This window comes from Modicisalibacter sp. 'Wilcox', assembly GCF_010993675.1.
In the GTDB taxonomy this organism is placed as follows: domain Bacteria; phylum Pseudomonadota; class Gammaproteobacteria; order Pseudomonadales; family Halomonadaceae; genus Modicisalibacter; species Modicisalibacter tunisiensis.
The window spans coordinates 162,897-188,853 of record NZ_WNXF01000005.1 but is presented as its reverse complement, the minus strand read 5'-3'; the positions used below and the strand labels follow the sequence as shown (position 1 = coordinate 188,853).

Genomic DNA, 25,957 nt, shown 5'->3' with positions numbered 1-25,957 from the left:
CCGCTCAGACCTCCACCTCGACGGCCTCGAGCCGCAGGTCCTGTGCGTGCGCGTGGCGAGTATCGGTGGACACCGCGATGTCGAGCCGGGCGCCCTCGGCGAGGGTGCCGGCCGCGGCCGTGTTGAAATGCTCGATGAAATGGCTTTCCGACATGTGGCTCAGGGCGCCGAGCCACACCGACACGCCGACGACCCGCCTCGCTCCCTCGGCTTCGGCGATCGTCTCGATGCGATGTATCAGGTTGCGGATCAGCGAGAGTTCATGCATCGGTGTCTGGCTCCTTTACGTGGCCATCGAGTTCGGCTCGCAGCCGGTCACCCACCCGGGCGATCGCCTCGCCGACGGCCGGCGAGAGGGATGCCCCCGGCTCGAACGTCCGGCCCTCGATGGCATAGACGACGCTCGGTGCGGGCAGTTGATCCAGCGCGCGTGCCAGCTCGATGGCGTCCGCCAGGCCCAGGCCGTGGGTGGAGACCGCAAACGATTCCCGGGGCAGCGGCGCGGCGGTCACGTCGAAGCGCCGGATCGTGCCCGCCGGCACCCCGGAGACGCAGGCGTCGACCAGATAGACCGCGGATGCCTGCCCGAGCAGCGTGAGCAGCGACGTCGCCTCGCCGTCGTGGGTGAGGATCGCCACGGACTCCGGCAGCCTGCCGGCGAGCCATGCAGCCACCGCGAGCCCGGCGGCGTCGTCGCCGCGCTCCGGGTTGCCGATACCGATGACGAGCGTGCGGTCCATGAGTCAGCCCCGGTCCAGATCGAGTCGCAGGAAGTGGGTGGCGCAGGAGATGCAGGGGTCGTAGTTGCGCACCGTCTGTTCGCAGTGATGGCGCAGCTCGTCGTCCGGCAGGTCGAGGAAGCCCTCCACGTACTCGGCGAGGTCCTCCTCGATGCTGGCCTGGTTCTGCGAGGTGGGCGGAACGATCCGGGCGTCGGCGATCGTGCCGTCGGCCGCGAGTCGGTAGCGATGATAGAGCAGGCCACGTGGCGCCTCGGTGGCGCCGTGGCCGATGCCGGCGCATGGGGTGACGGCGATGGCCGGGCGCTCGGGTTCCTCATAGGCGTCGATGAGGCGCAGCGCCTCGTCGCAGGCGAACAGCACCTCCACCGCGCGCACCACGATGCTCTGGAAAGGATTGCGGCAGACCGGCCCCAGCCCGGCCTCGCGTGCGGCTTGCTGCACGGCGGGGGGCAGGCGCGCGAAGTTGAGCGCATACCGCGCCAGCGGCCCGACGAGATAGCTCGAGCCGTCGTCGATCAGGCGCGACTGCAGCGCCGTCGATCGTGCCACCTGATGCTCCGCGAAGTGCGCGTCGTACTCGTCGGGGGGAATGTCGAGGCCGCGGCTGGAGGCGATGCGGCCCCGGTTGAACGGGTATTCCTCGGGATGGGCGAGCGCGACGAAGGTGTAGTCGCGCTCGCGGTCGGGAAAGTCGAAGCCGGCCACCCAGTCAAGCGTCTCGGCGGCCAGCTCCCGCGCGTGCTTCAGCGTCTCCGCGAGCCCGGCCAGCTCGCCTCGGCGCGGCACGCGATAGAAGCCGCCGACGCGGACATTGATCGGATGGATCTCGCGCCCGCCGAGCAGCGTCATGATGTCGTTGCCGGCCTTCTTGAGGGCCAGTCCGCGGCGGACGGCCTCGCCGTGATCGCGGGCCATGTCGATCGCCCCGGCGTAGCCGAGGAAGTCCGGCGCGTGCAGCAGGTAGATGTGCAGGGCGTGACTCTCGATCCATTCCCCGCAGTAGAGCAGGCGTCTCAGCTCGCGCAGCGGCCCGTCGACGGTGACGCCCAGGGCGTTTTCCATCGCGTGGACGGCGCTCATCTGGTAGGCGACGGGGCAGATGCCGCAGATCCGTGCGGTGATGTCCGGCGCCTCGGCAAAGTCGCGGCCACGCAGCAGCGCCTCGAAGAAGCGCGGCGGCTCGAAGATGCTCAGCTCGGCCGAGCGGACCTTGCCACCTCGCACGACCACGCTGAATGACCCCTCGCCCTCGACGCGGGCCAGGTAGCCGACCTTGATGGTCTTACGGGTCATGGCGGTCGCTCTCCTCGCGAAACGCCGGCGCCCCGGCGTTGAAGGTGCGGTAGACGCGCCGCCGGTCCCGGGCGTCTATGCCGAGCGCCTCGAGTTGGGTGTCGAGCGAGACGGCGTTGGGGGTCTCCTGGGGGCCGTAGCAGCCGTAGCAGCCGCGATGGTAGGCCGGGCAGAGGGCCCCGCAGCCGGCATGGGTCACCGGACCCAGGCACGGCGTGCCGTGAGCCACCATCACGCAGACGTTGCCCCTGAGCTTGCAGTCGAGGCACACGCTGTGGGCCGGCGTCACCGGCCGGCGGCCGGCGAGGAAGGCGGTGATCACCTCGAGCAGCTGGTGCTTGGCGATCGGACAGCCGCGCAGCTCGAAGTCGACCGGCACGTGGTCGGCGATCGGCGTGGAGGTCGCCAGGGTCGCGATGTAGTCCGGCCGCGCGTAGACCACGGCGGCGTACTCCCGGACGTCCGCGAAGTTGCGCAGGCCCTGGATGCCGCCCGCCGTGGCGCAGGCGCCGATGGTGACGAGATGAGCGGAGCGTCGCCGCACCTCGCGGATCCGCTCGGCATCGTGCGGCGTGGTGATGGAGCCCTCAACCAGCGACAGGTCATAGCGGCCGCGGAGCTGCCCGCGCGTGGCCTCGGGGAAGTAGGCGATCTCCACGGCGCCCGCGAGGCCCAGGAACTCGTCCTCGCAATCGAGCAGGGTGAGCTGGCAGCCATCGCAGGAGGCGAACTTCCAGACGGCGAGGCGCGGCGTTGCGCGGCGGTTGGCCATGGGTCACAGCTCCTTGAGGCCGAGCAGGCCGCCGAGCCGGTCGTGGCACAAGACCGGGCCGTCGCGGCAGACGAAGACGGGGCCGAACTGGCAATGACCGCACAGGCCCACGGCGCATTTCATGTTGCGTTCCAGGGAAAGATGGATCGCCGCGTCGCCGAGCCCCGCCTCCTTCAGCGCGGCGATGGTGAAGCGCATCATGACCTCGGGACCGCAGACGAACGCCAGGGTGTTCGCGGGGTCGAGCGCCAGGCCGGGGATCAGCCGGGTCACGACCCCCACATGGCCGGTCCAGTCCGACGGTGCATGATCGACCGTCACCCCGATGCGGATATCGTGGCGTCGTTGCCAGGCCGCCAGTTCACGACGGAACAGGATCTCGTCAGGGCTGCGGGTGCCGTAGAGCAGGGCGATGGTGCCGTAACGCTGGCGCTTGGCCAGCAGCCGATAGAGCGCCGGTCGCAGCGGCGCCAGGCCGAGCCCGCCGGCGATCAGCACCACGTCGTGCCCGTGGGCCGCCGCCATCGGCCAGCCGCTGCCGAAGGGGCCGCGCAGGCCGAGGGCGTCGCCGGGCGCCAGGCGCGCCAGGGCGCTCGAGACCGGCCCCACGGCACGGATCGTGTGGACCCGCCGGTTCGTGTCGGCGGGATCCCCGCTCAAGCTGATCGGCACCTCGCCGACGCCGAAGGCGGTCAGCATGTTGAACTGGCCGGGCTGGAAGGCCGTGGCGTCGTCCGCCGCGATGTCGAGCGTGACCGTCCGCGGGGCGTCGCGGCGCCGCTTCAGGACCCGCACGACGCGTGGCGTCAGCGGATCGCCCGGCGGCGCGCGGTCAGGACGGGCTGCCATAGACATCGAGCATCTGCCGCTGGGTGCCGTGCAGGCGTTCGATCAGGATCGGCACGACGCGCTTCATCACCTCGAAGCCCAGGTCATGGTCCTGCTCGCATTTCCGGCGCAGGCAGACGGCATCCATGGCGATCGCCCGGATGGGTTCCAGCGCCCGGGCGTCGTAGGCCCAGCGGTAGGGCGGGACGAGCCAGGAGAGACCGACGAGTTCGCCGGCATCGAGGGTCCGGAACACGATCGCGCCTTGCCCCGGTGTCGGGGTTTCCAGGGCGACGCGGCCCTGGCGCAGCAGGAAGAGCCGGTCGGCCGCCTCCCCCTCGTGAAAGAGATAGTCGCCCGCCCTGAAGCGGACATTCGTCGCGCAGCCGCAGACCAGCTGGCAAAACGCCTCGTCGAGGCCGGCGAAGAGGGGATGCGCGCGGATGATGGGCTCCAGCCCGACGCGGGTCATGTCGGCGCCCCGTCACGGGTCTCGCGGATGGCGCGGACCTCCTCGGTGATGTCGATGCCGACTGGGCACCAGGTGATGCAGCGTCCGCAACCCACGCAGCCGGAGGTGCCGAACTGGTCGTGCCAGGTCGCCAGCTTGTGGGTCATCCACTGGCGGTAGCGGGCGCGGCCGCTGGCACGCACGCTGCCGCCGTGAAGGTAGGAAAAGTCCATCGTGAAGCAGGAATCCCAGCGCCGCGAGCGCGCCGTCTCGGTGCCCGTCAGGTCGCTGGAATCCGCCTCGCTGGTGCAGAAGCAGGTGGGGCAGACCAGAGTGCAGTTGCCGCAGGTCAGGCAGCGCGAGGCCACGTCGTCCCAGCGCGGGTGTTCGAGGTTGGCCAGCAGCAGCTCGCGGACGTCACCAGCCGCCATCTCGCGGCCCATCGAGGCGGCGGTGGCGGCGAGGGTCGCCTCGGCGGCGGCGATCTCCGCGTCGCTGGCCGGGCTGGCCGGCAGCTCGGCCAGCACCTCGCGGCCCGCGGGCGTGCCGGCCTCGACCAGGAAGCGGTGCTCGCCGTCGCCGACGAGCTCGGTCAGCGCCAGATCGAAGCCGTGTTGCGCCTGCGGACCGGTGTCCATGGAGACACAGAAGCAGGTGCCGCCGGCCTCGGCACAGTTGACGGCGACGATGAAGTTGTCCCGCCGACGGGCCTCGTAATGCCCGTCGCGATAGTCGCCGCCGAGCAGGACACGATCCTGGATGGCGATGGCGTGCAGCTCGCAGGCGCGCACGCCGAGCAGGGCGACGCGGGTCGCTTCGGCCGGCTCGGCGACCACGATGATCTCGTCGTCCTCGTGCCGGGCCCGCCACAGGCGCTGCACGGGCGGATGCAGGAAACGCTTCCAGGAGTGCGGTCCCACCGCATAGCCGAACAGGGCGTCATCGCGGCGTCGGGTCAGCCGGTAGTGGCCGGCCTCCTGCTCGTCGGTCCAGCCGGCCGGCAGGTCGTCCAGGGTGTGGATATCGTCGTAGACGATGGCCTGATCGCGCAGCGTCGGGCCGATGACGCGGTAGCCGCGTGCCCGAAGGGCATCGAGCAGCGCCTGGAGCCCGTCGGTGGTCAAGCGTTGGCAGTCTGGCATCCCGCGGCGCACTCCCCATGGGCATGTTGGCCATTGGCACTCTGGCGACATGCCGGGCCGGTGACATGCAGGAAAGCCTAGTCGGCGATGGGCCGGTCGGCCTTGATGAACATCAAGCGAAGGGAGGCGTGCAGGGTTATCCTGGATTCTGCCCGGCCTGGCGGCGGACATTCCGTGAGCGAGCAACGGGTTGCGCTGAGCCGAGATGGCACGCGGCGATCCGCTTTCTCACCTGACATGAAGATTCGTGACGGGACACGGCAGGCCCATGCCCATGCCCATGCCCATGCCGTGTTTCAGGCTGCTGGAGCCATGGGGAGTCTGGAAATGTTCAGTCGGCAGGAAAATGAAAAACCGCCACCCGGCATGACCCGTAAGTGGCGGTTTTCATTAATCTTTTTGGTCGGAGCGACTGGATTCGAACCAGCGACCTCTGCAACCCCATTGCAGCGCGCTACCAAGCTGCGCCACGCTCCGATCCTGTTTCGCCGGTGACTGGAGCCGTGTGGCTTGCCGGCGGAACGAGGCATATATTACGGATTTTTCGGCGGGGTGCAAGTGCCAATTGCACTTGGCATTCAGTCGGTTGGGTGTCTGCGAAAGGCCTGGCGGGTATGAGCGCGATAAATGCGACTTTCGTAGTATAGTTGCGAGTCGTGACACAACGACATGCAAGGGGAACAGGCCATGCCACTGATCATGGGAATGAGTGTTTTGCTGGGTTGCCAGTTCATCGGGGAATTGCTGGTGCGGGCCCTGTCGGTCCCGGTGCCGGGCCCGGTGATGGGCATGGTGGTACTGCTGATCGGTCTGATGATCCGTGGCCGCGTTCCCGGCGCCCTGCGGCTGGCGGGAGAGGGACTGCTGCGCTATCTGACGCTGCTGTTCGTGCCGGCGGGGGTGGGCATCATGGTGCACTTCGGCCTGATCGGCGCGGATATCTGGGTACTGCTGGTGACGCTGGTGGTATCCACCGCGCTGACCATCGTGGTGACGGCCAAGGTGCTCGATAGCCTGGCCCGGCGGCGTTCGGGCGGGGAGGAGGCATGAGTCTGGCGAGTCTCGATCAGCTCTGGGTCTATCTTTCCGGCAATCCGCTGGTCTCGCTGCTGGCGACCCTGATCGCCTTCTACCTGGCGACGCACGTCAACCGTCTGCTGGGGCGTTCGCCCTTCGCGCATCCGGTGCTGGTGGCCATCGCGCTGCTGATTGCCTTTCTTCTGTTCACCGGCATCGATTACGCGACCTATTTCGAGGGGGCGCAGTTCATTCATTTCCTGCTGGGGCCGGCCACGGTGGCGCTGGCGATCCCGCTCTTCGATCATCGCGAGCGGGTGCGTCGCCTGTTGCTGCCGCTGTTGATCGCCTGCCTGTCCGGCATCATCACGGCGGTGAGCTCGACGCTGGGTCTGGCCTTGCTGCTCGGGGCGCAGAAGCCGGTGCTGCTGTCGCTGGCGCCGCGCTCCGTGACGTCGCCGATCGCCATGGGGATCGCCGAGCAGATCGGCGGCATTCCCTCGCTGGCTGCCGCGCTGGTGCTGCTGACCGGCTCCGTGGGGTGCGCCCTGGGGCCGTGGATCCTGCGGCGGCTGCGCATCGAGGACCCCAGCGTCAAGGGCTTCACCATGGGGCTGGCGGCCCACGGGTTCGGAACGGCACACTGCTTCGCCTCGATGGGGGCAATGGCCGGTGCCTTTGCCGGGCTGGCGATGGGGCTGACCGGCATGCTCACGGCCTTCATCCTGCCGTTGATCGTGCAGCTTTTCGGGCTGTGACGCCTCGGGCGTGACTAGATCTCGTCCCAGATGCGTTCACGCAGGTCGTGCGAGAGCTCGCTGACCTTGTGGAAGCGCTGCATGGCCGCATCCGCGACGTTCAGGGCGGCTTCCTGATAGCAGCTGGACAGCTCGGCGGGCGTCGGCGTTTCCTGGTTGCACAAGCAACGCGAGACCTTCTCGCCCGAGCTGGCCACCACCTTGAGGAATTCCGCTTCGTGCTGCATGGCTTCGCCGAGCGCCTGCAGCCAGACAAGTTGCATCCGGGCAAGCGGAGTCGAGGTCTCCAGCCACTGCTGCATCCACCATGTCGTCAGTGATGCGCTGTCCTCGAGGGCCGCAGCCGCCGGACGCTTGCGGGTCTTTGAATCCGCCATGGAGAACTCTCCTGTGGGTGGCTGAAACTGGGCTTGAGTATAGATGCTGAAGCGGGAGATGAAGACGGCATGCGACGTGACGACGCCCGAATACTGACCGGTGTCATGAGTGGGAAAGCCACTGGCGTTGAAGAGCCTGCCGGCTGGTGTCCTGTTGGCATGTGGCGACGGTTGGGTCGGCCGTCAGGGCGACGTATACTGCGCGGATTTTGCGGCAAAGAGTCAGCGAGGATTGCATGAGTGTCACCACGGCCTGGATGTTGCTGCTGGCCGGCCTGGTTCTGGTTGCCGGGCTGGCAGGCTATGCGTTTTTCCTCTGGCGTGAGGTGGGGCGTCGTCGTCGCTTTCGCGAGGACGAGGTGCGGCGGGCCAACCGCAACTGCCTGGAGAGCCTCGATGCCATCGCCCGCGCCATGCTGGCCGAGCAGGTGAACCTGACCGAGGGCAGCTGGCGCTGCAAGGTGCTGCTGGAGATCATCGATCCACAACTGCTGGAGCGCGATGCCTTTCGGCCCTTCGGCGAAGTCCACCGGCGCACGTCGCACCTGCGTACCCATTCGGCGCGACGCGAGCTGGCACCGCGCGAGCGCATGCGCGAGGATCGCGAGCGGCTGACGGTGGAGTCGGAGCTGCGCCAGGAGGTGCTCGCCGCGGCCCAGGCCGTGCTGGATTTCAAGCAGCGCTGGCCGGCCAGTCTGCATTGATTGCCCCCTTCAACAGGAGTCCTGCCATGTCCCCGTCATTGCTGGATACGCCGCTGAGCGAGATTCGCCACGCCCTGCATGCGCGCCCCGAGCTGTCGGGTGACGAGAGGCGCACCGCCGAGCAGGTGGCCCTCTGGCTGGAAGAGGCCGGGGCGGATAGCGTGCTGCGCCACCTGGGCGGGCACGGCGTGGCCGGCGTGTTCCGGGGCGCGGCTCCGGGGCCGCGGGTGATGCTGCGTGCCGAGCTCGATGCGCTGCCGATTCGCGAGCAGGGAGAGCGTTCCTGGCGCTCGTGCCACGAGGCCGTGGCCCACAGCTGCGGTCATGATGGACACATGAGTGCCCTGCTGGGGGTCGCGCAGCAGCTGGCTCGGCGACGTCCGGCCAGAGGCGAGGTGGTGCTGCTGTTCCAGCCCTCGGAAGAAACCGGCGACGGGGCCGGACGCATCGTCGACTCGGCCGCCTTCGAGACAATCCGGCCGAACCATGTCTATGCCATGCACAATCTGCCCGGTCGGCCGCTGGGCGAGGTTTCGGTGCGCCCCGGGGCGTTCAGCTGCGCCTCCCGGGGGCTGGTCGTGCGGCTCAACGGCCTGTGTTCGCATGCCGCTCATCCGGAACTGGGGCGCAGCCCGGCGATGGCCATGTGCCGCATCCTCCAGGGACTCAAGCGCCTTCCGCTGCAGCTGCCCGACGATCACGGGCTGGTCATGGTCACGTTGATCCATGCGCGTCTGGGCGAGGTGGCCTTCGGCACGTCGCCGGGGCAGGCGGAGGTCATGGCGACCCTGAGGACCGCCAGCGACGACATGATGCGGGCGCTGGCCGAGGCGGCGGTCTCCCTGGTGCAGGCCGAGGCGGAGGAGGATCAGCTGGGTGTCGAGATCGACTGGTGTGACGTGTTCGCGGCCACCGTCAATGCCCCCTCGGCCGTGTCGGTGATCGAGATGGCGGCCCGGCAGGCGGGGGAGTCGGTGGTCCGCCTGGAGACGGCGCATCGCTGGTCGGAGGATTTCGGCGTGCTGGCGGCGAGTGGCGAGGGGGCCATGTTCACGCTGGGCAGCGGCGAGCAGTGCCCGCCCTTGCACCATCCGGCGTATGATTTTCCTGATGTCCTGATTGAGCGGGCCGTCACTCTTTTCACCGGGATTGTCGCTCATCATCTGGATTGAGCGGCCCGAGCGGGCGGTGTTTGCATCGGCCATGACCATGCGTCACGATGATGGCTGCTATTCTTGTTGAGAAATTGTCGTTGATAGCGGCAAGGGAAAAGAGGGGGCACTGGCCGACTTTCTGGTGCTGTGCTTTCTTTTCAGGGGAATGCGTCAACTGGATCAGCGCATCCCCGGACTTGGGTTCGCGGTGTTTGGAACCCGCCAAGTAACGACACGTTACGCTGAGCGCTGTGTTAAGAAGGAGTCTTACATGAAGAAATCAACGACTGGCTTGCTGCTTGGTTCCGCCCTGGTGATCGGTTTGTCGGGCTGTGCCAGCTCCGGCTCCCAGTCCATGGGCGACAGCCAGAAGGATGCGTGGTATCAGTCTCCGTTCGTCTGCGGCCTGGCCGGCGGGCTGATCGGCGGCGGCATCGGCTATGCGTCCAGCAGCGATGCCGACGAGGAAGATGGTGCAGCCATCGGTAGCGTGGCAGGTGCCACTGCCGGCGCTCTCCTGTGTGCCGATTACGGCAGCCAGGCAACCGACAGCGACGGTGATGGCGTGCCCGACGAGCGCGACCAGTGCCCCAACACGCCGGCCGGCGTGGCCGTGGATGCCGACGGCTGCCCGCTGGACACCGACGGTGACGGCGTGCCGGATTACAAGGACGAGTGTCCGGGAACCCCGGCCGGTGTCGAGGTCAATGCCTCCGGCTGCCCGCTGGATTCCGACGGTGACGGTGTGCCCGACTACATGGATCAGTGCCCCGACACCCCGGCGGGTGCCGACGTCAACGCGCTGGGCTGCGAAGCCGATGTGGTCCTGAAGGATGTCAACTTCGAGTTCGACTCCGCGCGCCTTACCTCTCAGGCCGAATCGATCCTGGACGGCGTGGCCGAGAAGCTGGCCAGCAACCCCGGCGTGCGGGTGCGTCTCGAGGGCTATACCGATTCCATCGGCAGCGCGGCCTACAACAAGGACCTGTCTCAGCGTCGTGCGAACTCCGTCAAGGATTACCTGACCTCTCAGGGCATCGCGGCGGATCGCATGAAGGCCATCGGCTACGGTGAATCGCAGCCGATCGCCACCAACGACACCCCGGCAGGGCGCGCCAAGAACCGTCGCGTCGAGCTGGGCGAGTGGAAGCAGCAGTAAGAGGCCGGGTCATCGCGCCGGTTGCCGGCGCGTGACACGCCAGAGGGGCGCTTCGGCGCCCCTTTTTGCTGTCTGGCATCCGGCCTGCAGCCCGGGTGTGCCCGGCCGGGGTGGACGCTCGGCATGGCGGCTGCTACTGTCGTGGCCCTTCCGGGTGCTGCCCCCGGCACTGTCCTCATGCCGTGCCACCAGCAGGAGGCCACGGCCATGATGGCCGGAGGCGGCGACCCGGGTATCGCGACCTACACTGACCAACTCCGCGACATGTGATCCCTGGTATGGATCACCACTGCGCTCAAGGATGCCTGATGCCCATCGTGACTCTTCCGGACGGCAGCCAACGCTCGTTCGACGCCCCCCTCACCGTGATGCAGCTCGCCGAGTCGATCGGCCCGGGTCTGGCCAAGGCCTGCGTGGCCGGCAAGATCGATGGCGTGCCGGTCGATGCCGCCGACCTGATCGACCATGATGCCGAGGTGGCGATCCTGACCGCCCGCGACCCCGAGGGGCTGGAGGTCATTCGTCACTCCTGTGCCCACCTGATCGGTCATGCGGTCAAGCAGCTTTATCCGGATGCCAAGATGGCGATCGGCCCGGTGATCGATGACGGCTTCTATTACGACATCGACTTCGGCCGCTCGGCGACGCCCGAGGATCTCGAGGCGATCGAGAAGCGCATGAAGCAGCTGATCGACAGGGACTACGACGTGGTCCGTGAATATGTCGATCGTGATCGGGCCATGTTGACCTTCCTGCATCGCGACGAGCCCTACAAGCAGGAGATCGTGCGCGGGATCCCGGAAGGCGAGACGATCCGGCTCTATCATCACGAAGAGTACACGGACATGTGCCGTGGTCCGCACGTGCCCAACACGCGGCATCTCAAGGCCTTCAAGCTGACCAAGCTGGCCGGTGCCTACTGGCGAGGCGATGCCAGCAAGCCGATGCTGACGCGTATCTACGGCACGGCCTGGCCCGACAAGAAACAGCTCAAGGCCTATCTCAAGCGCCTCGAGGAAGCCGAGAAGCGTGACCATCGCAAGCTCGCCAAGAAGATGGATCTCTTCCACCTGCAGGAAGAGGCGCCGGGCATGGTCTTCTGGCACCCCAACGGCTGGACCATGTACCAGGCGCTCGAGCAGTACATGCGTCGCGTGCAGATCGAGAACGGCTATCAGGAGATCAAAACGCCGCAGGTGGTGGACCTGTCGCTGTGGAAGAAGTCCGGCCACTGGGGGCACTATTCGGAGCTGATGTTCGCCACCGAGTCCGAGAAGCGCGAATATGCAGTCAAGCCGATGAACTGCCCGTGCCACGTCCAGGTCTTCAACCAGGGGCTGAAAAGCTACCGGGACCTGCCGCTGCGCCTGGCGGAGTTCGGCAGCTGTCACCGCAACGAGCCGTCGGGCTCCCTGCACGGCCTGATGCGGGTACGAGGCTTCACTCAGGACGATGCCCATATCTTCTGTACCGAGTCGCAGATCCAGGCCGAGGCGGAGGCGTTCATCGCGCTGACGCTCAAGGTCTACCGGGATCTGGGCTTCGAGGATGTCGAACTCAAGCTGTCGACGCGTCCGGACTCCTTCGTCGGCGAGATCGAGGACTGGGAACGGGCCGAGAAGGGGCTTGCCGAGGCGCTCAATGCCTCCGGGCTCGAGTGGGAGCTGCTGCCCGGAGAAGGGGCCTTCTACGGACCCAAGATCGAGTTTTCCCTGCGCGACTGCCTCAACCGCGTCTGGCAGTGCGGCACGCTGCAGCTCGACTTCAACCTGCCTGGCCGCCTGGGCGCCCAGTACGTCGACGAGGACGGCTCGCGCAAGACACCGGTGATGCTCCACCGTGCGATCCTCGGTTCCTTCGAGCGTTTCCTGGGAATCCTCATCGAGCACTACGCCGGCGCCATGCCGTTGTGGCTGGCACCGCAGCAGGCCGTCGTGCTGACCATCACCGACGCGCAGCGCGATTACGCGCTTGCCGTGGCGCAGCGCTTGCAGAAAATCGGTCTGCGCGTCAAGGCGGACTTGAGGAACGAGAAGATCGGCTTTAAAATCCGTGAGCATACGCTGCAGAAAATCCCCTACCTGCTGGTCGTGGGGGACAAGGAAATTGAATCGGATTCAGTCGCCGTTCGTACCCGTAGTGGTGAGGACCTGGGCAGCATCAGGGTCGATGACCTGATTGCCCGCCTCGAGGCAGAGCGGGGCTGACGACAACGTTAACCTGAACGGAGACGTAACGATCAAGCGGAACAATCAGCGCGGGCGTCCACAAGACAAGCGCCCTCCCATGAACGACCGCATCCGTGAAGACGAAGTGCGGTTGATCGATAGCGACGGTGAGCAGGTCGGTGTGGTGCCGACCCGCGAAGCGCTCGAGCGCGCCGAAGAGGCCGGCATGGATCTCGTGCAGATTTCCAATGCCGACCCCATCGTCTGTAAAATCATGGATTACGGTAAATTCCTCTTCGAGCAGAAGAAGCAGAAGTCGGCTCAGAAGAAGAAGACCAAGCAGATCCAGGTCAAGGAAGTCAAGTTCCGGCCTGGTACCGACGAGGGCGATTATCAGGTCAAGCTCAAGAACCTGACTCGCTTTCTCGAAGGGGGTGACAAGGGTAAGGTCACCCTGCGATTCCGGGGGCGCGAGATGGCACACCAGGACATCGGCCGCAAGCTGATGGAACGGATTGCTGCCGATCTCGAGGAACTGGCCAGTGTGGAGTCCTTCCCCAAGATGGAAGGTCGCCAGATGGTCATGATTCTGGCTCCCAAGAAGAAGTGATCCGAGGGCAGTTGAACGGGTGGTCGTGCGGCAAGCGCGGCCATCGGCCACGGATTTTCTAAAGAAACCCGAGCGGAGACTTTCTCCATGCCGAAGATCAAGAGCAACAGTGGCGCGGCCAAGCGCTTCAAGAAGACGGCCAACGGCTTCAAGCACAAGCAGTCGTTCCGCAGCCACATCCTGACCAAGAAGTCCACCAAGCGTAAGCGTCAGCTGCGCGGCATGAAGCAGATCCATGACGCCGACAAGGCACTGGTTCGCCGCATGCTGCCCAACCTGTAACGCCTTGGTCGAATTCACTAACGTCAGGAGATTGCCATGACTCGCGTCAAGCGTGGCGTCGTAGCACGCCGCCGTCACAAGAAAATCATGAAGCAGGCCAAGGGCTACTACGGTGCCCGGTCTCGCGTGTTCCGCGTCGCCAAGCAGGCGGTCATCAAGGCAGGCCAGTACGCCTACCGCGACCGTCGTCAGCGCAAGCGCCAGTTCCGTGCGCTGTGGATCTCGCGGATCAACGCCGCGGCCCGTCAGAACGGCCTGTCCTACAGCCGCTTCATCGCCGGCCTGAAGAAGTCCGGCATCGAGATCGACCGCAAGGTCCTGGCCGATCTCGCCGTTCACGAAAAGGCTGCCTTTGCCGCTATCGTCGAGAAGGCCAAGGCTGCCCAGTAAGCGAGATGACCACCGGTAGCCTGTGGGTTGCCGGTCGTGCATCGTGAACGTCACAGGGGAAGAGCAGCCGCTCTTCCCCTGTTTTTTTGGACCCGCATTCCGGGATCCCTGACTCAGAATCGGAGCGTAACGGATGGAGCATCTATCCACTCTGGTCAACGAGGCTCGCCAGGCCATCCAGGCTGCCGAGACAGTCGCAGCGCTGGATGAGGTCCGGGTACGTTATCTGGGCAAGAAGGGCGAGATCACCGCCTTGCTCAAGGGCCTGGGCAAGTTGCCGGCCGAGGAACGCCCCCAGGCCGGCGAACAGATCAACCAGGCTAAGCAGGCGCTCAACGCCGACCTCGAGACACGTCGCCGGGCGCTCGAGCAGGCCGCGCTGGAGGCCCGTCTGGCCGAGGAGCGTGTCGATGTCACGCTGCCGGGACGTGGCTCGGCGACGGGTGGCCTGCACCCCGTGACGCGCACGCTGGAGCGCATCGAGGGCCTGTTCACGCATATCGGTTTCGACGTGGCCGTCGGCCCCGAGATCGAGGACGACTACCACAACTTCGAGGCGCTCAACATTCCGGCGCATCACCCCGCACGCGGCATGGCCGATACCTTCTACTTCGATGCCGGCCGCCTGCTGCGCACCCACACCTCGCCGGTGCAGGTGCGGACCATGGAAACCCAGGCGCCGCCGATCCGCATCGTGTGCCCCGGGCGGGTCTACCGCAGCGATTCCGACCTGACCCACACGCCGATGTTCCACCAGGTCGAGGGGCTGCTGGTCGACGAGGACGTGAGCTTCGCGGACCTCAAGGGCACCATCGAGGGCTTCCTGCACGCCTTCTTCGAGCGCGACGACCTGTCGGTGCGCTTCCGGCCGTCGTACTTCCCGTTCACCGAGCCTTCCGCGGAAGTGGACATCCAGTGCGTGATGTGCAGTGGCGAAGGGTGCCGGGTCTGCTCGCACAGCGGCTGGCTCGAGGTCATGGGCTGCGGCATGGTGCACCCGGAAGTGTTCCGCCACTCCGGCATCGACAGCGAGCGCTACAAGGGCTTCGCCTTCGGCATGGGCGCCGAGCGCCTGGCCATGCTGCGCTATGGCGTGAACGATCTGCGGCTGTTCTTCGAGAATGATCTGCGCTTTCTGCGCCAGTTCGCCTGAGCGACACAAGGAGACGGGATCTCAAGATGAAATTTTCCGAACAATGGCTGCGTGAGTGGGTGTCGCCGGCCCTGTCGACCCAGGCGCTGGCCGACCAGATCACCATGGCCGGGCTCGAGGTGGATGCTGTCGAGCCCGTGGCGAGCGACTTCAGCGGGGTCGTGATCGCCGAGGTCATCAGCCGCGAGCCGCATCCTGATGCCGACAAGCTGAACGTCTGTCGTGTCGACGATGGCTCCGGGGAACCGGTTCAGGTGGTCTGCGGCGCGCCCAACGTCGCCGCCGGCCAGAAGGTGCCGTTCGCCCGGGTCGGCGCAGTGCTGCCGGGCGACTTCAAGATCCGGAAGGCCAAGCTGCGGGGCGTCGAGTCGCGCGGCATGATCTGCTCGGCCTCCGAGCTGGGACTGGAAGAGGAAACCTCCCCGGGGATTCTCGAGCTGCCGCCGTCCGCGCCGGCCGGCGACGATTTCCGGGCCTGGCTGTCGCTCGACGACCACACCATCGAGATCGACCTGACGCCCAACCGTGGCGACTGCCTGAGCCTCAAGGGCGTGGCGCGGGAGGTTGGCGTGCTCAACCGCATGGCCGTCGAATCGCCGGCGATCGCCGAGCAGCCGGCCGTCTGCGAGGATACCTTCCCGGTCGCGGTCAGCGCCCCCGAGGCGTGTCCGCGTTATGTCGGTCGGGTGGTGCGCGGGGTCGACGTCGGCGCGGAAACGCCGCTGTGGATGGTCGAGCGCCTGCGCCGCAGCGGGGTGCGCTCGATCAACGTCATCGTCGACATCACCAACTACGTGATGCTCGAGCTGGGGCAGCCGATGCACGCCTTCGATCTGGCCGAGCTGGTCCGGACAATCGAGGTGCGTCATGCCCGCGACGGGGAGACCCTGGTACTGCTCGACGGTCAGGAGATCGCGCTGCGTCCCGATACCCTGGTGATCGCCGATGCCGACAAGCCGCTGGCCATGGCCGGCATCATGGGCGGCGAGCACTCCGGCGTGAACGAGGCGACGCGCGACGTCTTCCTCGAGTCGGCCTTCTTCACGCCGCTGGCGGTGGCCGGTCAGGCGCGCTCCTACGGGCTGCACACCGATTCCTCGCACCGCTTCGAGCGGGGGGTCGATCCGGCACTGACCTGGCAGGCGATCGAGCGCGCCACCGAGCTGCTGACCCGCATCGCCGGCGGTCGCCCCGGCCCGGTCAGCGAGACGGCAAGCCCCGATCACCTGCCCGCCGCGCGTCGGGTGCGCCTGCGTGCCGAGCGGATCGAACAGTGCCTGAACCTGGCGCTGCCCGGCGAGGAGGTCGTCGAGATCCTCGATCGGCTGGGCATGCCGGCGGTGGTCGAGGCACTGGGCGCCTGGCAGGTCAGCGTGCCCAGCTGGCGCTTCGACGTGAGCATCGAGGAGGACCTGATCGAGGAGCTGGCGCGCATTCACGGCTACAATCGCCTGCCGGCACGGCGCCCGCCGGTGCGGTTGGGGCTGAGCGCCGACAACGAAGCACGGCAGCCGCTGGCACGCCTGCGGCGTCAGCTGGTGGCCCGTGACTTCCAGGAAGCCATCACCTACAGCTTCGTAGCGCCCGACCTGCAGGGCATGCTGGCCCCCGATGCCGTGGCGCCGCGCCTGGCCAACCCCATCTCCAGCGACATGGCGGTGATGCGGGCGAGCCTGTTTCCGGGGCTGGTCAAGGCGCTGATGCACAACCTCAATCGCCAGCAGAGCCGGGTGCGCTTGTTCGAGGCGGGGCTGGTCTTCCGCGGCGAGCTCGATTCGCTCGAGCAGGTACCCATGCTGGGAGCGCTGGTCGCCGGCCCGCGCAGCCCCGAGGGGTGGGCAGGCGGCCGGGACACGGTGGATTTCTTCGATCTCAAGGGCGATCTGGAAAGCCTCTTCGCCCTGAGTGGCAGTGCAGACGACTGGCGCTTCGAGCCGGCGACCCACCCGGCGCTGCATCCGGGGCAGACGGCACGCATCCTGCGTGACGGCCGCCCGGTCGGCTGGCTGGGTGCGCTGCATCCCGGGGTTCGCCATGAGCTGGGCATCAGGGCCGAGGTCTTCGTGTTCGAGGTCGAGCAGGCGGCGTTGCTCGAGGGGCGGCTGCCGATCTTCGCGCCGCTGTCGCGCTTCCCCGAGGTGCGCCGCGATTTGGCGCTGGTGGTGGAGGCGACGGTACCGGTTCAGGCGCTGCTCGACACGCTGCGCGAGCAGGCCGGCGAATGGCTGACCGACCTGCACCTGTTCGATGTCTATCACGGCAGGGGCGTGGCCGAAGGCCACAAGAGTCTGGCCCTGGGCTTGACCTGGCAGCATCCTTCGCGCACGCTGAATGACGAGGAAATCAATCAGTTAGTCGAGGCGATCGTTGCCGAGTCGAAGCATCGCTTCGGGGCCGAGTTGCGCGGCTGATGTCGTCATCCTGCACGAGGGAGTGATCATGGGGGCGTTGACCAAGGCGGAGTTGGCCGAACATCTGCATGCCGAGCTGGGCGTGTCCAAGCGTGAAGCCAAGTCGATGGTGGAAGCGTTCTTCGAGGAGATCCGCGGTTGCCTGCGCGAGAACGAGCAGGTCAAGCTGTCGGGATTCGGCAACTTCGATCTGCGCGACAAGCGCGAGCGCCCCGGCCGCAACCCCAAGACGGGCGAGGAGATTCCCATTTCGGCACGTCGTGTGGTCACCTTCCGCCCGGGGCAGAAGCTCAAGGCGCGGGTCGAGAGCTACGATGGCCCCCATGACTGAGGCTCCCGTGACTGAGCGAGTGCCGGTCTGACGAGACGCAAACAAAGGGCCCCACCTTGACGGTGGGGCCCTTTGCGTAGCGAACGCCGTAATGCGCTCAGGGGAACAGATGGGACAGTCGAGTGGCCAGCATGATGTTGCCCGTGGCCTTGAGCCGCCCGGACATGAAGGCCTGCATGCCGCTGAGCTCACCGCTCATCACCCCCTTGAGCGTCGCGCTGTCGGTACTCAGCGTGACGGAGGGGTCGTCGTGTTCTCCCGACTGGATGTCCAGCGTGCCGTCCTGAACGGTCAGATAATAATCGTCGGCATCGCTGATGTGGAATTGAAAGGTTTCGTCCATGCCCCGGGCGGCCTGGGGATCGAAGCGGGACCGTAGCATGTCGATGACGCGAGAGGCGTTGCTCATGAAGACTTCCTGATCTGGGCAATGACGTTCCCGTAGCGTATTTAAAACAGATGTTTGAATCAAGCGTGCCGTTGCGGGAGATATTCCGGAGCGGGATGCCTGCCAGAGGAGGTGTGGAGCGTGACGGAGTGGATTGCACACTATGGCCTGTTCCTGGCCAAGATGGCGACGCTGGCGGTGCTGGTGCTGGCCGTCCTGGCGGTCACCTTCCGCCGGCGTGGCGGCGACTCGGATCGTACACGGCTGCGGGTCGAGGAGTGGAATGCGCGCTATCGCGCCCGGCGGCGTCAGTTGCACCTGGCGACCCTCGACAGGAAGGCACGCCGGGCGGCACACAAGGCCTTCAGGCGCGAGGACAAGTCGCGTCACAGGGCGTCGCCCCGGGCCACAGCCGAGCGCGTCTGGGTCATCGACTTCCATGGCGACATCAAGGCGTCCGGGACGCAGCGGCTGGCCGAAGAGGTGTCACTGCTGCTGGACGCCGCCGAGCAGGGCGATGAAGTGGTCGTGCGCCTGGAGTCCGGCGGCGGGCTGGTGCATGCCTACGGCCTGGCTGCCGCCGAGCTTGACCGCCTGCGCGATGCCGGATTGCGCACTACCGTCTGTGTCGACAAGGTGGCCGCGAGCGGCGGCTACATGATGGCGTGCTGCGCCGACCGGCTGCAGGCGGCGCCGTTCGCGGTGCTGGGCTCGATCGGTGTGGTGGCCCAGCTGCCCAACCTGCACCGTCTGCTCAAGCGCCACGATATCGATGTCGAGCTGCTGACCGCCGGGCGCTACAAGCGCACCCTGACCGTGTTCGGCGAGAATACCGAGGAAGGGCGCGAGAAGTTCGTCGAGGACCTGGAGAACACGCACGCACTGTTCAAGGCCTTCGTGGCCGAGCGGCGCCCGGCGCTGGATATCGAGGCCATTGCCACCGGTGAAATCTGGTACGGGCGCCAGGCCGTGGAGAACGGACTGATCGACGCCGTCATCACCAGCGAGGCCTACCTGCTCGAGCGCATGCGCGAGGCACGGGTCTTCCATGTCGCCCTCGAGCAGCGTCGCGGTCTGGCCGAGCGGTTGGGGGCGGGCGTTTCGCAGGGCGTCGAGCGTGGGGTCCAGCGGCTCTATGAAGTGCTGGAGGCGAGCCGCTGGCAACGACGCTGACCGGCGGCGTCAGCGGCCGGGGAACAACCCGGCCAGGGTCTCCACCAGGGCACGAGCGTGATGGCCGTGCAACGAATAGTAGATGGTCTGGGAGGCACGTCGTGTGCTGACCAGCCCCTCTCGACGCAGGATGGCCAGGTGCTGGGACAGCGCCGATTGGCTCAATGCCAGGCGCTTGTTGAGTTCCGAGACCGACAGCTCGGTGTCATCGAGCAGGCACAGGATACGCAGCCGGTTCTCGTTGGCCATGGCCTTCAGCAGGTTGGTAGCGTCGGTGATCGCCGTACTGTCGGGATCAAGCAGCCGGGCGGCTGACTGACGAGTGCTCATTGGGGATCTCCTGGGATAACGGGTCACGCGTGCTGCGCGTGGTTCGGGCCACGTTTGTCGCTTGTTGTTGTCGGCGGCATCTTCGGGCGGTGCATTGTGCTTTCGCGGCAGGCTCGACGGCGGGATGATCCCTCGAGGCGCTTGTGCCCGGCAGCGGCGCATCTGCCTTCATTACTGATTTAGTGAATTGTCATTCACGCTGCAAATGTCCGACAGGCATTGATTTAACGGAAAATCATCGGAGGAGACTGAGGAGACACTATCGGCCTGACAACTTGTCGACAAGATTGTCGTGACAATCGGCCCGGCGATGAAGTTTCCGGCAATCCTGGCCGGTTTTAGTCGATGGTATGAAGGTAAACGCTGGAGACTGTTCTAGAGTGTCAACAATCGGCAGACATTCCCGGTCTGTCGAGCCACACCAATTCTCTCGACACGGCAGGAACTTCATGAGCGCGTATCAGGCCGAATACCAGCGATCGATCGAACAACCGGAAGCCTTCTGGGCGGAGCAGGCGCAGCGGATTCCGTGGTTCACGCCTCCCGAACGCGTTCTCGAACACGACGAGCACGGGCATGCCCGCTGGTACGGGGATGGCATCCTCAATACCTGCCATGTGGCCATCGATCATCATGTCGAGAACGGGCGGGGCGAGCAGCCGGCGATCCACTGGGATTCACCGGTCAGCCAGTCGCGACGGACGCTGACCTATCGCGAACTGCGTGACGAGGTCGCGCGGTTTGCCGGGGCGTTGCGTGACCTGGGGGTCGAGAAGGGCGACCGGGTGGTGATCTACATGCCGATGGTGCCGGAGGCGCTGGTCGCCATGTACGCCTGTGCCCGACTGGGTGCGGTGCACTCGGTGGTCTTCGGCGGCTTTGCGCCGCACGAACTGGCGGTGCGCATCGACGACGCGCAGCCCCGGGTGGTCGTGGCCGCTTCCTGCGGCATCGAGTTCGAGCGGGTCGTGCCCTACAAGCCGATTCTCGATGCCGCGCTGGCGCAGAGTACGCACCGGCCGGACGCCTGCGTGATTCTTCAGCGTCCGTCGCTGCCCGCCGAGCTGGGGGCAACCGATCACGACTGGGCGGATGTGGCGGCAAGGGCGCAGCCGGCACCCTGCGTGCCCGTGGCGGCCACCGATCCGCTCTATATCCTCTACACCTCCGGGACCACGGGCAAGCCCAAGGGCGTGGTGCGCGATCACGGCGGCCATGCCGTGGCGCTGCACTACTCGATGGAACGCGTCTACGGCATGACGCCCGGTGAGGTGTTCTTTTCCGCGTCCGACGTGGGCTGGGTCGTGGGGCACTCCTATATCGTCTATGCGCCGCTGATCTATGGCTGCACGACCCTGGTCTACGAGGGCAAGCCGGTACGCACCCCCGACGCGGGTGCCTTCTGGCGGTTGATCGAGACCTATCGGGTCAACGTCTTCTTCACGGCGCCGACGGCCTTCCGGGCGATCAAGAAGGAGGATCCGGACGGCCGGCATCTGCCGCAGTACGATATCAGCAGCCTGCGGACGCTGTTCCTGGCCGGCGAGCGGCTCGATCCGCCGACCTTCTACTGGCTGGAAGGGCTGCTCGATGTGCCGGTGATCGATCACTGGTGGCAGACCGAGACCGGCTGGCCGATCGCCGCCAACCTGCAGGGACTCGAGCCGATGCCGACCAAGGCGGGCTCGGCGACCATGCCGGTGCCGGGCTACGCCGTGGCGGTGCTGGACCCCCACGGTGAGCCCGCGGCCCCCAACGAGCAGGGCAGCGTGGTGATTCGCGAGCCGATGCCGCCCGGCTGTCTGGCAGGCATCTGGCGGGATCCGCAACGGTTCCAGCGTGCCTACCTGTCCACCTTCGCGGGCTGTTACCTGACCGGCGACGGTGGCTACTTCGATGAGGAGGGCTATCTGTTCATCATGGGTCGCACCGACGATGTCATCAATGTCGCCGGGCATCGCCTGTCCACCGGTGAGATGGAAGAGGTGGTCGGCGAGCATCCGGCGGTGGCCGAGTGTGCAGTCATCGGGATCCAGGACCCGATAAAGGGTCAGGTGCCGATCGCGCTGGTGATCCCCAAGGATGGCTACGACGGCGACGACGAGGCGCTGGAGGCGGCCCTGAGCGAACGCGTGCGCGAGCGCATCGGCGCCATCGCCAGTCTGCGTCAGGTGCTGGTGGTGTCGCGCCTGCCCAAGACCCGCTCCGGCAAGATCCTGCGCAAGCTGCTGCGCAATATCGCCGACGGCGAGCGCTATGGCGTGCCCTCGACCATCGATCATCCGGCGAGCCTGCAGGACGTGCACGAGACGATGGTCGCCCGCGAGGTGGGGCAGGCCAGCCAGGCGCGTCCCGCGGATTGAGTCGCATGGCGCGGGCTGGCCGCCGGGCGGTCGTGCCCGCTACGGGCCGACGCCCTCGATCAGCCCGGCGATCACCGTCTTGACGAGAAAGGCGCCCAGGCCGGCTCCCAGGACCACGAACAGCATCACGGTCCCCAGCCGGCCGGCCCGCGAACGGCGGGCCAGATCCCAGATGATGAACCCCATGAACAGCATCAGGCCGCCGATCATCACCGGCGTGATCCAGGCTTCGACGATGCGGGTCATGCCTGTCCTCCAGCGCGCAAATCGCCAGTATAACGAGCCGTCGACGGACGCGCAGGCCGCCCTGCCGTCGATGCCGGATTCATGCTAGTATCCGAGCAAATTTCTCAAGCAAGTCGCGGACATGCCTACGCTGAAGATCTTTGTCGGGACCGTGTACGGCGGTGCCCTGGATGTTGCCGAACAGGTCAAGCCCCTTTTCGAGGATGCCGGTTACAGTGTCACCGTGCTGGAGCAGCCGACGCTGGAGGATCTGGTGGAGCCGCTGCCCGATCTGGCGCTGTTCTGCGTGTCCACCACCGGCAGCGGCGATCTGCCCGGCAACCTGACGCCATTCGCCCGGGCGTTGCAGGAGCGTCACCCGGCACTGACCGAGCTGCGTTATGGCCTGATTGCGCTGGGCGACAGCTCCTACGGTGACACCTACTGCGGCGGCGGTCGGCGGCTCGATGCGCTGCTCGAGGAACACGGTGCCCGGCGTCTCGGCGAGCGCCTGGAGGTGGATGCCATGGAAACCTTCATGGCCGATGACGAGGCGCTGCCCTGGGCCGAGCGCTGGATCGACGAGCAGGGACTGCGCCAGGCCTGAGGAGGGCATCGTGAAGCAACGGGTGATGACGCCGGAGCGTGTCAGTGTACTGGTGGGTGTGGCGATCGCCATGCTGGCCAATCTGCCGCGTTACGTGACGGCGGCGGGGCAGTCCGAACGTGCCATGCTGCTGGGCGTGGCACTGGGCGTGGTGGCCCTCGTGGCCCTGCTGTCGTGGCGGCTGCTCGATGCCTCCTCTCGGCAGCGTCTGCCGGGGCTGTTTCGGCGGCTGGGCGTCGCACTGGCGGCGGGACTGATCGCGGTGGCCGTGCTGCAGTGGAGCCAGGGCGGCCTCCAGCGCTGGCTGTGGCTGTCGCACGGCACCACGCTGGGTCTGCTGGGTTATGCCATCCTCGTGGGCTGGCGCCGGCGCGCGCGCGCCTGACACGCAGCGCCACGCCGTCATGCAGTGCCCCGGCCGGTCGGCCGGGGCACTGTCGTCTTCAGGGGCGCGTCACGCGGCGGTCAGGTGAGGGTGTAGCAGGGGACATAGTTGCTGCCCGGCAGCTTCATGCGGCCCTGGGCGACGAAGGAGCCCAGCAGCGCATCCAGGCGCTGCATCAGGGTCTCCTCGGCGTGCAGCCGGAACGGCCCGCGCGCCTCGATCGCCCGGATCCCGGGCTCCTTGACGTTGCCGGCGACGATGCCCGAGAAGGCACGGCGGAGGTTGGCGGCCAGCTCGTGGACGGGTTGCTGGCGGTGCAGGGCGAGCGCCGCCATGGCCTCGTGGGTGGGCTCGAAGGGCTGCTGGAAGGCCGGCTGCACGTTCAGGCGCCAGTTGAAGTAGAAGGCGTCGTGATGGGCCCGGCGGAACTCGGTGACTTCGTCGATGCCCTCGCGCATGGCGCGGGCCACGCCCACCGGGTCATCGATCAGGATCCGGTAGCGCCGGCCGACGGCCTCGCCCAGGGTGTAGCGCAGGAACTCGTCGATGCGCTTGAAGTAGTCGGCGGCGCTCGAGGGGCCGGTCAGGATCACCGGGAAGGGCGTGTCGGCGTTGGCCGGATGCAGCAGGATGCCCAGCAGGTAGAGGATCTCCTCGGCGGTGCCCACGCCGCCGGGGAACACGATGATGCCGTGCCCGACCCGCACGAAGGCCTCGAGGCGTTTCTCGATGTCGGGCATCACCACCAGCTCGTTGACGATGGGGTTGGGCGATTCGGCCGCGATGATGCCGGGCTCGGAGATACCCAGGTAGCGGCCCTGGCGGCGGCGCTGCTTGGCATGCGCCACGTTGGCGCCCTTCATCGGCCCCTTCATGGCGCCGGGGCCGCAGCCGGTGCATATGTCCAGATCCCGCAGGCCCAGATGGTAGCCCACGTCCTTGGTGTAATCGTACTCTTCGCGGGAAATGGAGTGCCCGCCCCAGCAGACCACCAGGCTGGGTTCCCGCGACGACTTGAGGGCACCGGCGTTGCGCAGGATATGAAAGACGGCGTTGGTGGTGCCTTCGCCGGTGGACAGGTCGAAGCGCGGCTGCTGCTGGATCTCGTTGTAGACGTAGACGATGTCGCGCAGGACTGCCGAGAGATGCTCGCGGATGCCGCGAATCATGCGGCCGTCGACGAAGGCGTCGGCCGGGGCGTTGATCAGGCGCAGGCGAATGCCGCGATCCTGCTGCAGGACCTCGATGTCGAAGTCGTGGAAGGCCTCCATGACCGCCAGCCCGTCATCGGTGATCGAGCCGCAGTTGAGCACCGCCAGGGCGCAGCGCCGCAGCAAATCGTGCAGGCCGTTGGCGGACGTGTCGCGCAGCCGATTGACCTCCTGCTGCGAGAGGACCTCGAGACTGCCTTCGGGGGAGATCGTGGTGGAGATTGTTTCGGGCATTGAAGGGTCCTTGTCATGCCATCGTCAAGCATCGTGCCTTGCCGGCGCCAGCGGCGACTCGAGTCGCGCAGCGGGCTCGCGCTGGTGTCCCCGCGGGCCGGGCGTGGGGGCGTGTCCTGAAGGGCAGGCCTCCGACATCGATGCTAACACGCCGCCGGATTCCCCGCAGCGCTGCGGGCGGCGCGCATTTTTGATAAGCTTTTCCGGCATCCCGGTCGACGGCATCCCGGTCGAATCCGGCGGTGACGAATGGCGTCGTCGTCGAGGCCGCGCCCCGGCCCCTGAATCCCCTCGGAGTGGACTGCCGTTCCATGTTCAATGCCCAGTACTTTCGCACGTTCATCACGCTGGTGGAGACCGGCAGTTTCACGCACACGGCGCGTCGACTCGACATGACCCAGCCGGGGGTCAGTCAGCACATTCGCAAGCTGGAGAAGTATCTCGGCAAGCCCCTGCTCAACCGTCACGGGCGGCGCTTCACGCTCACCGAAGCCGGTCGCCGGGCCTATGACTACGCGGTTCGGCTGTTCGCCGAGCACGAGCATTTCCGCCATTCGCTGGACAACGAGTCGCTGCATTCCGGCGAATGCCGGGTCGCCTCGCCCGGCAGTGTCGGGCTGATGTTCTACCCCTTTCTGCTGGGCTATCAACAGATGTATCCGGGGCTGACGATCAACTACAGCTTCGCCTTCAATCACGAAATCGTGCAGGACGTGCTGGCCGGACGCCACGACCTGGGGGTGGTCACCGAGGTGGTCAAGCACCCGGACCTGCACTACGAGCCCTGGCATCAGGAGCCGCTTTGCCTGGTGGTGCCGGCCGACTTTACCGGTACCACCCTGCAGGAATTGATGGCGCTGGGCTTCATGAACTACTCGGACGGCCTCAACAATGCGGGGCAGTTGCTGCGCGCCAACTTTGTCGGCGAGTTCCGTTCCATGAGCCATTTTCCACGCCAGGGATTCACCAACGAGGTGGCCATGGTGCTGGATGCCGTGGCGCGCGGCCTGGGCTTCACCGTGGTCTCGCGACTGGTGCTCGAGACCTCGCCCTGGCAGCGTCAGGTCAAGGCGCTGACCCTGCCCAATCAGGTCTACGAGTCGCTGTACATCGTCACCCAGGCGGGCAGCGAGCTGCCGCGTCGCTACCAGCAGCTGCTCGACGACTTCCGCGATGAGCGGCGCAATACGCTCTACGGGCTGGTCGAGGAGCCGGGCTTCGACACCTGAGTGACAAGCGGGTCGGGATAACGCGCCGGCCGCAGGGATCCCGGCAGGCGCCGGAACGAAACGGCCCCG

29 protein-coding genes and 1 tRNA gene are annotated in these 25,957 nt (G+C 66.7%); 17 read left to right on the top strand and 13 right to left on the bottom strand.

Features of this window, described 5'->3' with window-relative positions:
* Positions 1-4: 4 nt before the first annotated feature.
* The 8 genes from G7A98_RS06855 to G7A98_RS06820 all read right to left on the bottom strand — a co-directional run bounded on the left by G7A98_RS06855 (position 5) and on the right by G7A98_RS06820 (position 5,706).
* Positions 5-268, bottom strand: a complete 264-nt coding sequence (locus G7A98_RS06855) for a hydrogenase maturation nickel metallochaperone HypA (protein WP_163648791.1) — start codon at positions 266-268, stop codon at positions 5-7.
* A complete protein-coding gene (locus G7A98_RS06850) occupies positions 261-740 on the bottom strand; it encodes a hydrogenase maturation protease (protein WP_163648790.1) in 480 nt (159 codons plus the stop codon). Before G7A98_RS06850 ends, G7A98_RS06855 begins: the two co-directional genes overlap by 8 nt.
* A gap of 3 nt (positions 741-743) precedes the next feature.
* Complete coding sequence (locus tag G7A98_RS06845) at positions 744-2,036, bottom strand: Ni/Fe hydrogenase subunit alpha (protein ID WP_163648788.1); 1,293 nt, start codon at positions 2,034-2,036, stop codon at positions 744-746.
* A complete protein-coding gene (locus tag G7A98_RS06840) occupies positions 2,026-2,808 on the bottom strand; it encodes an oxidoreductase (RefSeq protein ID WP_163648786.1) in 783 nt (260 codons plus the stop codon). The genes G7A98_RS06845 and G7A98_RS06840 overlap by 11 nt, the downstream gene beginning before the upstream one ends.
* A gap of 3 nt (positions 2,809-2,811) precedes the next feature.
* The gene (locus G7A98_RS06835; RefSeq protein ID WP_163648784.1) at positions 2,812-3,657 is read right to left on the bottom strand and encodes an FAD/NAD(P)-binding protein; all 846 of its coding nucleotides are present in this window, start codon (positions 3,655-3,657) and stop codon (positions 2,812-2,814) included.
* A complete protein-coding gene (locus tag G7A98_RS06830; protein ID WP_163648782.1) occupies positions 3,641-4,108 on the bottom strand; it encodes a cyclic nucleotide-binding domain-containing protein in 468 nt (155 codons plus the stop codon). The genes G7A98_RS06835 and G7A98_RS06830 overlap by 17 nt, the downstream gene beginning before the upstream one ends.
* Positions 4,105-5,229 carry a 4Fe-4S dicluster domain-containing protein gene (locus tag G7A98_RS06825; protein WP_163648781.1) on the bottom strand — a complete coding sequence of 375 codons (1,125 nt, stop codon included), beginning with the start codon at positions 5,227-5,229 and terminating at the stop codon, positions 4,105-4,107. The genes G7A98_RS06830 and G7A98_RS06825 overlap by 4 nt, the downstream gene beginning before the upstream one ends.
* A gap of 400 nt (positions 5,230-5,629) precedes the next feature.
* Positions 5,630-5,706, bottom strand: a tRNA-Pro gene (locus G7A98_RS06820).
* A 210-nt stretch (positions 5,707-5,916) separates the two neighbouring features.
* Here G7A98_RS06820 and G7A98_RS06815 point away from each other — a divergent pair.
* Entirely contained in the window at positions 5,917-6,279 is a 363-nt protein-coding gene (locus G7A98_RS06815) for a CidA/LrgA family protein (RefSeq protein WP_163648780.1), read from the top strand.
* Positions 6,276-7,004 carry an LrgB family protein gene (locus G7A98_RS06810; protein WP_163648778.1) on the top strand — a complete coding sequence of 243 codons (729 nt, stop codon included), beginning with the start codon at positions 6,276-6,278 and terminating at the stop codon, positions 7,002-7,004. The genes G7A98_RS06815 and G7A98_RS06810 overlap by 4 nt, the downstream gene beginning before the upstream one ends.
* Before the next feature lie 14 nt (positions 7,005-7,018).
* On the opposite strand, the gene G7A98_RS06805 is transcribed toward G7A98_RS06810, so the two are convergent.
* Positions 7,019-7,381: a hypothetical protein gene (locus tag G7A98_RS06805; protein ID WP_163648776.1), complete on the bottom strand. Its 363-nt coding sequence runs from the start codon at positions 7,379-7,381 to the stop codon at positions 7,019-7,021.
* 236 nt (positions 7,382-7,617) lie between these two features.
* On the opposite strand from G7A98_RS06805, the gene G7A98_RS06800 reads away from it, so the two are divergent.
* From G7A98_RS06800 to ihfA, 10 genes are all read left to right on the top strand, one after another.
* A complete protein-coding gene (locus tag G7A98_RS06800) occupies positions 7,618-8,085 on the top strand; it encodes a DUF2489 domain-containing protein (protein ID WP_163648774.1) in 468 nt (155 codons plus the stop codon).
* 26 nt (positions 8,086-8,111) lie between these two features.
* Positions 8,112-9,257, top strand: a complete 1,146-nt coding sequence (locus G7A98_RS06795) for an amidohydrolase (protein WP_163648772.1) — start codon at positions 8,112-8,114, stop codon at positions 9,255-9,257.
* Between the two features lie 253 nt (positions 9,258-9,510).
* Positions 9,511-10,398 carry an OmpA family protein gene (locus G7A98_RS06790; RefSeq protein ID WP_163648770.1) on the top strand — a complete coding sequence of 296 codons (888 nt, stop codon included), beginning with the start codon at positions 9,511-9,513 and terminating at the stop codon, positions 10,396-10,398.
* Between the two features lie 308 nt (positions 10,399-10,706).
* Positions 10,707-12,605, top strand: coding sequence for a threonine--tRNA ligase (thrS, locus tag G7A98_RS06785; RefSeq protein ID WP_163648768.1), 1,899 nt, complete (start codon positions 10,707-10,709; stop codon positions 12,603-12,605).
* 31 nt (positions 12,606-12,636) lie between these two features.
* Entirely contained in the window at positions 12,637-13,176 is a 540-nt protein-coding gene (infC, locus tag G7A98_RS06780; protein WP_318010298.1) for a translation initiation factor IF-3, read from the top strand.
* 87 nt (positions 13,177-13,263) lie between these two features.
* Complete coding sequence (gene rpmI / locus G7A98_RS06775) at positions 13,264-13,458, top strand: 50S ribosomal protein L35 (RefSeq protein WP_163648764.1); 195 nt, start codon at positions 13,264-13,266, stop codon at positions 13,456-13,458.
* Between the two features lie 36 nt (positions 13,459-13,494).
* Positions 13,495-13,848, top strand: a complete 354-nt coding sequence (gene rplT / locus G7A98_RS06770) for a 50S ribosomal protein L20 (RefSeq protein WP_129138398.1) — start codon at positions 13,495-13,497, stop codon at positions 13,846-13,848.
* Between the two features lie 133 nt (positions 13,849-13,981).
* Positions 13,982-15,001 carry a phenylalanine--tRNA ligase subunit alpha gene (gene pheS, locus G7A98_RS06765; RefSeq protein WP_163648762.1) on the top strand — a complete coding sequence of 340 codons (1,020 nt, stop codon included), beginning with the start codon at positions 13,982-13,984 and terminating at the stop codon, positions 14,999-15,001.
* A gap of 26 nt (positions 15,002-15,027) precedes the next feature.
* Positions 15,028-17,412, top strand: coding sequence for a phenylalanine--tRNA ligase subunit beta (pheT, locus tag G7A98_RS06760; protein ID WP_163648760.1), 2,385 nt, complete (start codon positions 15,028-15,030; stop codon positions 17,410-17,412).
* 28 nt (positions 17,413-17,440) lie between these two features.
* On the top strand, positions 17,441-17,743 hold the full coding sequence (gene ihfA, locus G7A98_RS06755; RefSeq protein WP_163648758.1) for an integration host factor subunit alpha: 303 nt from the start codon (positions 17,441-17,443) through the stop codon (positions 17,741-17,743).
* A 97-nt stretch (positions 17,744-17,840) separates the two neighbouring features.
* On the opposite strand, the gene G7A98_RS06750 is transcribed toward ihfA, so the two are convergent.
* Positions 17,841-18,152 carry an SCP2 sterol-binding domain-containing protein gene (locus G7A98_RS06750; RefSeq protein WP_163648756.1) on the bottom strand — a complete coding sequence of 104 codons (312 nt, stop codon included), beginning with the start codon at positions 18,150-18,152 and terminating at the stop codon, positions 17,841-17,843.
* 120 nt (positions 18,153-18,272) lie between these two features.
* Between G7A98_RS06750 and sohB the strand changes: the two genes are divergently transcribed.
* Positions 18,273-19,304 (top strand): protease SohB, encoded by a 1,032-nt coding sequence (gene sohB, locus G7A98_RS06745; protein WP_163648754.1) that lies wholly within the window; start codon positions 18,273-18,275, stop codon positions 19,302-19,304.
* Positions 19,305-19,313: 9 nt separating this feature from the next.
* On the opposite strand, the gene G7A98_RS06740 is transcribed toward sohB, so the two are convergent.
* Positions 19,314-19,634: a metalloregulator ArsR/SmtB family transcription factor gene (locus G7A98_RS06740; RefSeq protein WP_163648752.1), complete on the bottom strand. Its 321-nt coding sequence runs from the start codon at positions 19,632-19,634 to the stop codon at positions 19,314-19,316.
* Between the two features lie 389 nt (positions 19,635-20,023).
* Here G7A98_RS06740 and G7A98_RS06735 point away from each other — a divergent pair, with 389 nt between their 5' ends.
* On the top strand, positions 20,024-21,997 hold the full coding sequence (locus G7A98_RS06735; RefSeq protein ID WP_276207481.1) for a propionyl-CoA synthetase: 1,974 nt from the start codon (positions 20,024-20,026) through the stop codon (positions 21,995-21,997).
* A 39-nt stretch (positions 21,998-22,036) separates the two neighbouring features.
* Here G7A98_RS06735 and G7A98_RS06730 read toward each other — a convergent pair whose 3' ends face one another.
* Positions 22,037-22,243, bottom strand: a complete 207-nt coding sequence (locus tag G7A98_RS06730) for a DUF2788 domain-containing protein (RefSeq protein ID WP_163648748.1) — start codon at positions 22,241-22,243, stop codon at positions 22,037-22,039.
* A gap of 121 nt (positions 22,244-22,364) precedes the next feature.
* On the opposite strand from G7A98_RS06730, the gene G7A98_RS06725 reads away from it, so the two are divergent.
* On the top strand, positions 22,365-22,829 hold the full coding sequence (locus tag G7A98_RS06725) for a flavodoxin (protein ID WP_163648747.1): 465 nt from the start codon (positions 22,365-22,367) through the stop codon (positions 22,827-22,829).
* A 10-nt stretch (positions 22,830-22,839) separates the two neighbouring features.
* Positions 22,840-23,214 (top strand): hypothetical protein, encoded by a 375-nt coding sequence (locus G7A98_RS06720; RefSeq protein ID WP_224414991.1) that lies wholly within the window; start codon positions 22,840-22,842, stop codon positions 23,212-23,214.
* Positions 23,215-23,294: 80 nt separating this feature from the next.
* On the opposite strand, the gene ppnN is transcribed toward G7A98_RS06720, so the two are convergent.
* Positions 23,295-24,659 (bottom strand): nucleotide 5'-monophosphate nucleosidase PpnN, encoded by a 1,365-nt coding sequence (gene ppnN, locus G7A98_RS06715; protein WP_263478954.1) that lies wholly within the window; start codon positions 24,657-24,659, stop codon positions 23,295-23,297.
* 311 nt (positions 24,660-24,970) lie between these two features.
* Here ppnN and G7A98_RS06710 point away from each other — a divergent pair, with 311 nt between their 5' ends.
* Positions 24,971-25,888: a LysR family transcriptional regulator gene (locus G7A98_RS06710; protein ID WP_163648745.1), complete on the top strand. Its 918-nt coding sequence runs from the start codon at positions 24,971-24,973 to the stop codon at positions 25,886-25,888.
* Positions 25,889-25,957: the final 69 nt, after the last annotated feature.

Coding starts and splice junctions, on each gene's coding strand:
- G7A98_RS06855 (WP_163648791.1), bottom strand. CDS start 268: ATGCATGAACTCTCGCTGATCCGCAACCTGATACATCGCATCGAGACG.
- G7A98_RS06850 (WP_163648790.1), bottom strand. CDS start 740: ATGGACCGCACGCTCGTCATCGGTATCGGCAACCCGGAGCGCGGCGAC.
- G7A98_RS06845 (WP_163648788.1), bottom strand. CDS start 2,036: ATGACCCGTAAGACCATCAAGGTCGGCTACCTGGCCCGCGTCGAGGGC.
- G7A98_RS06840 (WP_163648786.1), bottom strand. CDS start 2,808: ATGGCCAACCGCCGCGCAACGCCGCGCCTCGCCGTCTGGAAGTTCGCC.
- G7A98_RS06835 (WP_163648784.1), bottom strand. CDS start 3,657: ATGGCAGCCCGTCCTGACCGCGCGCCGCCGGGCGATCCGCTGACGCCA.
- G7A98_RS06830 (WP_163648782.1), bottom strand. CDS start 4,108: ATGACCCGCGTCGGGCTGGAGCCCATCATCCGCGCGCATCCCCTCTTC.
- G7A98_RS06825 (WP_163648781.1), bottom strand. CDS start 5,229: ATGCCAGACTGCCAACGCTTGACCACCGACGGGCTCCAGGCGCTGCTC.
- G7A98_RS06815 (WP_163648780.1), top strand. CDS start 5,917: ATGCCACTGATCATGGGAATGAGTGTTTTGCTGGGTTGCCAGTTCATC.
- G7A98_RS06810 (WP_163648778.1), top strand. CDS start 6,276: ATGAGTCTGGCGAGTCTCGATCAGCTCTGGGTCTATCTTTCCGGCAAT.
- G7A98_RS06805 (WP_163648776.1), bottom strand. CDS start 7,381: ATGGCGGATTCAAAGACCCGCAAGCGTCCGGCGGCTGCGGCCCTCGAG.
- G7A98_RS06800 (WP_163648774.1), top strand. CDS start 7,618: ATGAGTGTCACCACGGCCTGGATGTTGCTGCTGGCCGGCCTGGTTCTG.
- G7A98_RS06795 (WP_163648772.1), top strand. CDS start 8,112: ATGTCCCCGTCATTGCTGGATACGCCGCTGAGCGAGATTCGCCACGCC.
- G7A98_RS06790 (WP_163648770.1), top strand. CDS start 9,511: ATGAAGAAATCAACGACTGGCTTGCTGCTTGGTTCCGCCCTGGTGATC.
- thrS (WP_163648768.1), top strand. CDS start 10,707: ATGCCCATCGTGACTCTTCCGGACGGCAGCCAACGCTCGTTCGACGCC.
- rpmI (WP_163648764.1), top strand. CDS start 13,264: ATGCCGAAGATCAAGAGCAACAGTGGCGCGGCCAAGCGCTTCAAGAAG.
- rplT (WP_129138398.1), top strand. CDS start 13,495: ATGACTCGCGTCAAGCGTGGCGTCGTAGCACGCCGCCGTCACAAGAAA.
- pheS (WP_163648762.1), top strand. CDS start 13,982: ATGGAGCATCTATCCACTCTGGTCAACGAGGCTCGCCAGGCCATCCAG.
- pheT (WP_163648760.1), top strand. CDS start 15,028: ATGAAATTTTCCGAACAATGGCTGCGTGAGTGGGTGTCGCCGGCCCTG.
- ihfA (WP_163648758.1), top strand. CDS start 17,441: ATGGGGGCGTTGACCAAGGCGGAGTTGGCCGAACATCTGCATGCCGAG.
- G7A98_RS06750 (WP_163648756.1), bottom strand. CDS start 18,152: ATGAGCAACGCCTCTCGCGTCATCGACATGCTACGGTCCCGCTTCGAT.
- G7A98_RS06740 (WP_163648752.1), bottom strand. CDS start 19,634: ATGAGCACTCGTCAGTCAGCCGCCCGGCTGCTTGATCCCGACAGTACG.
- G7A98_RS06730 (WP_163648748.1), bottom strand. CDS start 22,243: ATGACCCGCATCGTCGAAGCCTGGATCACGCCGGTGATGATCGGCGGC.
- G7A98_RS06725 (WP_163648747.1), top strand. CDS start 22,365: ATGCCTACGCTGAAGATCTTTGTCGGGACCGTGTACGGCGGTGCCCTG.
- ppnN (WP_263478954.1), bottom strand. CDS start 24,659: ATGCCCGAAACAATCTCCACCACGATCTCCCCCGAAGGCAGTCTCGAG.
- G7A98_RS06710 (WP_163648745.1), top strand. CDS start 24,971: ATGTTCAATGCCCAGTACTTTCGCACGTTCATCACGCTGGTGGAGACC.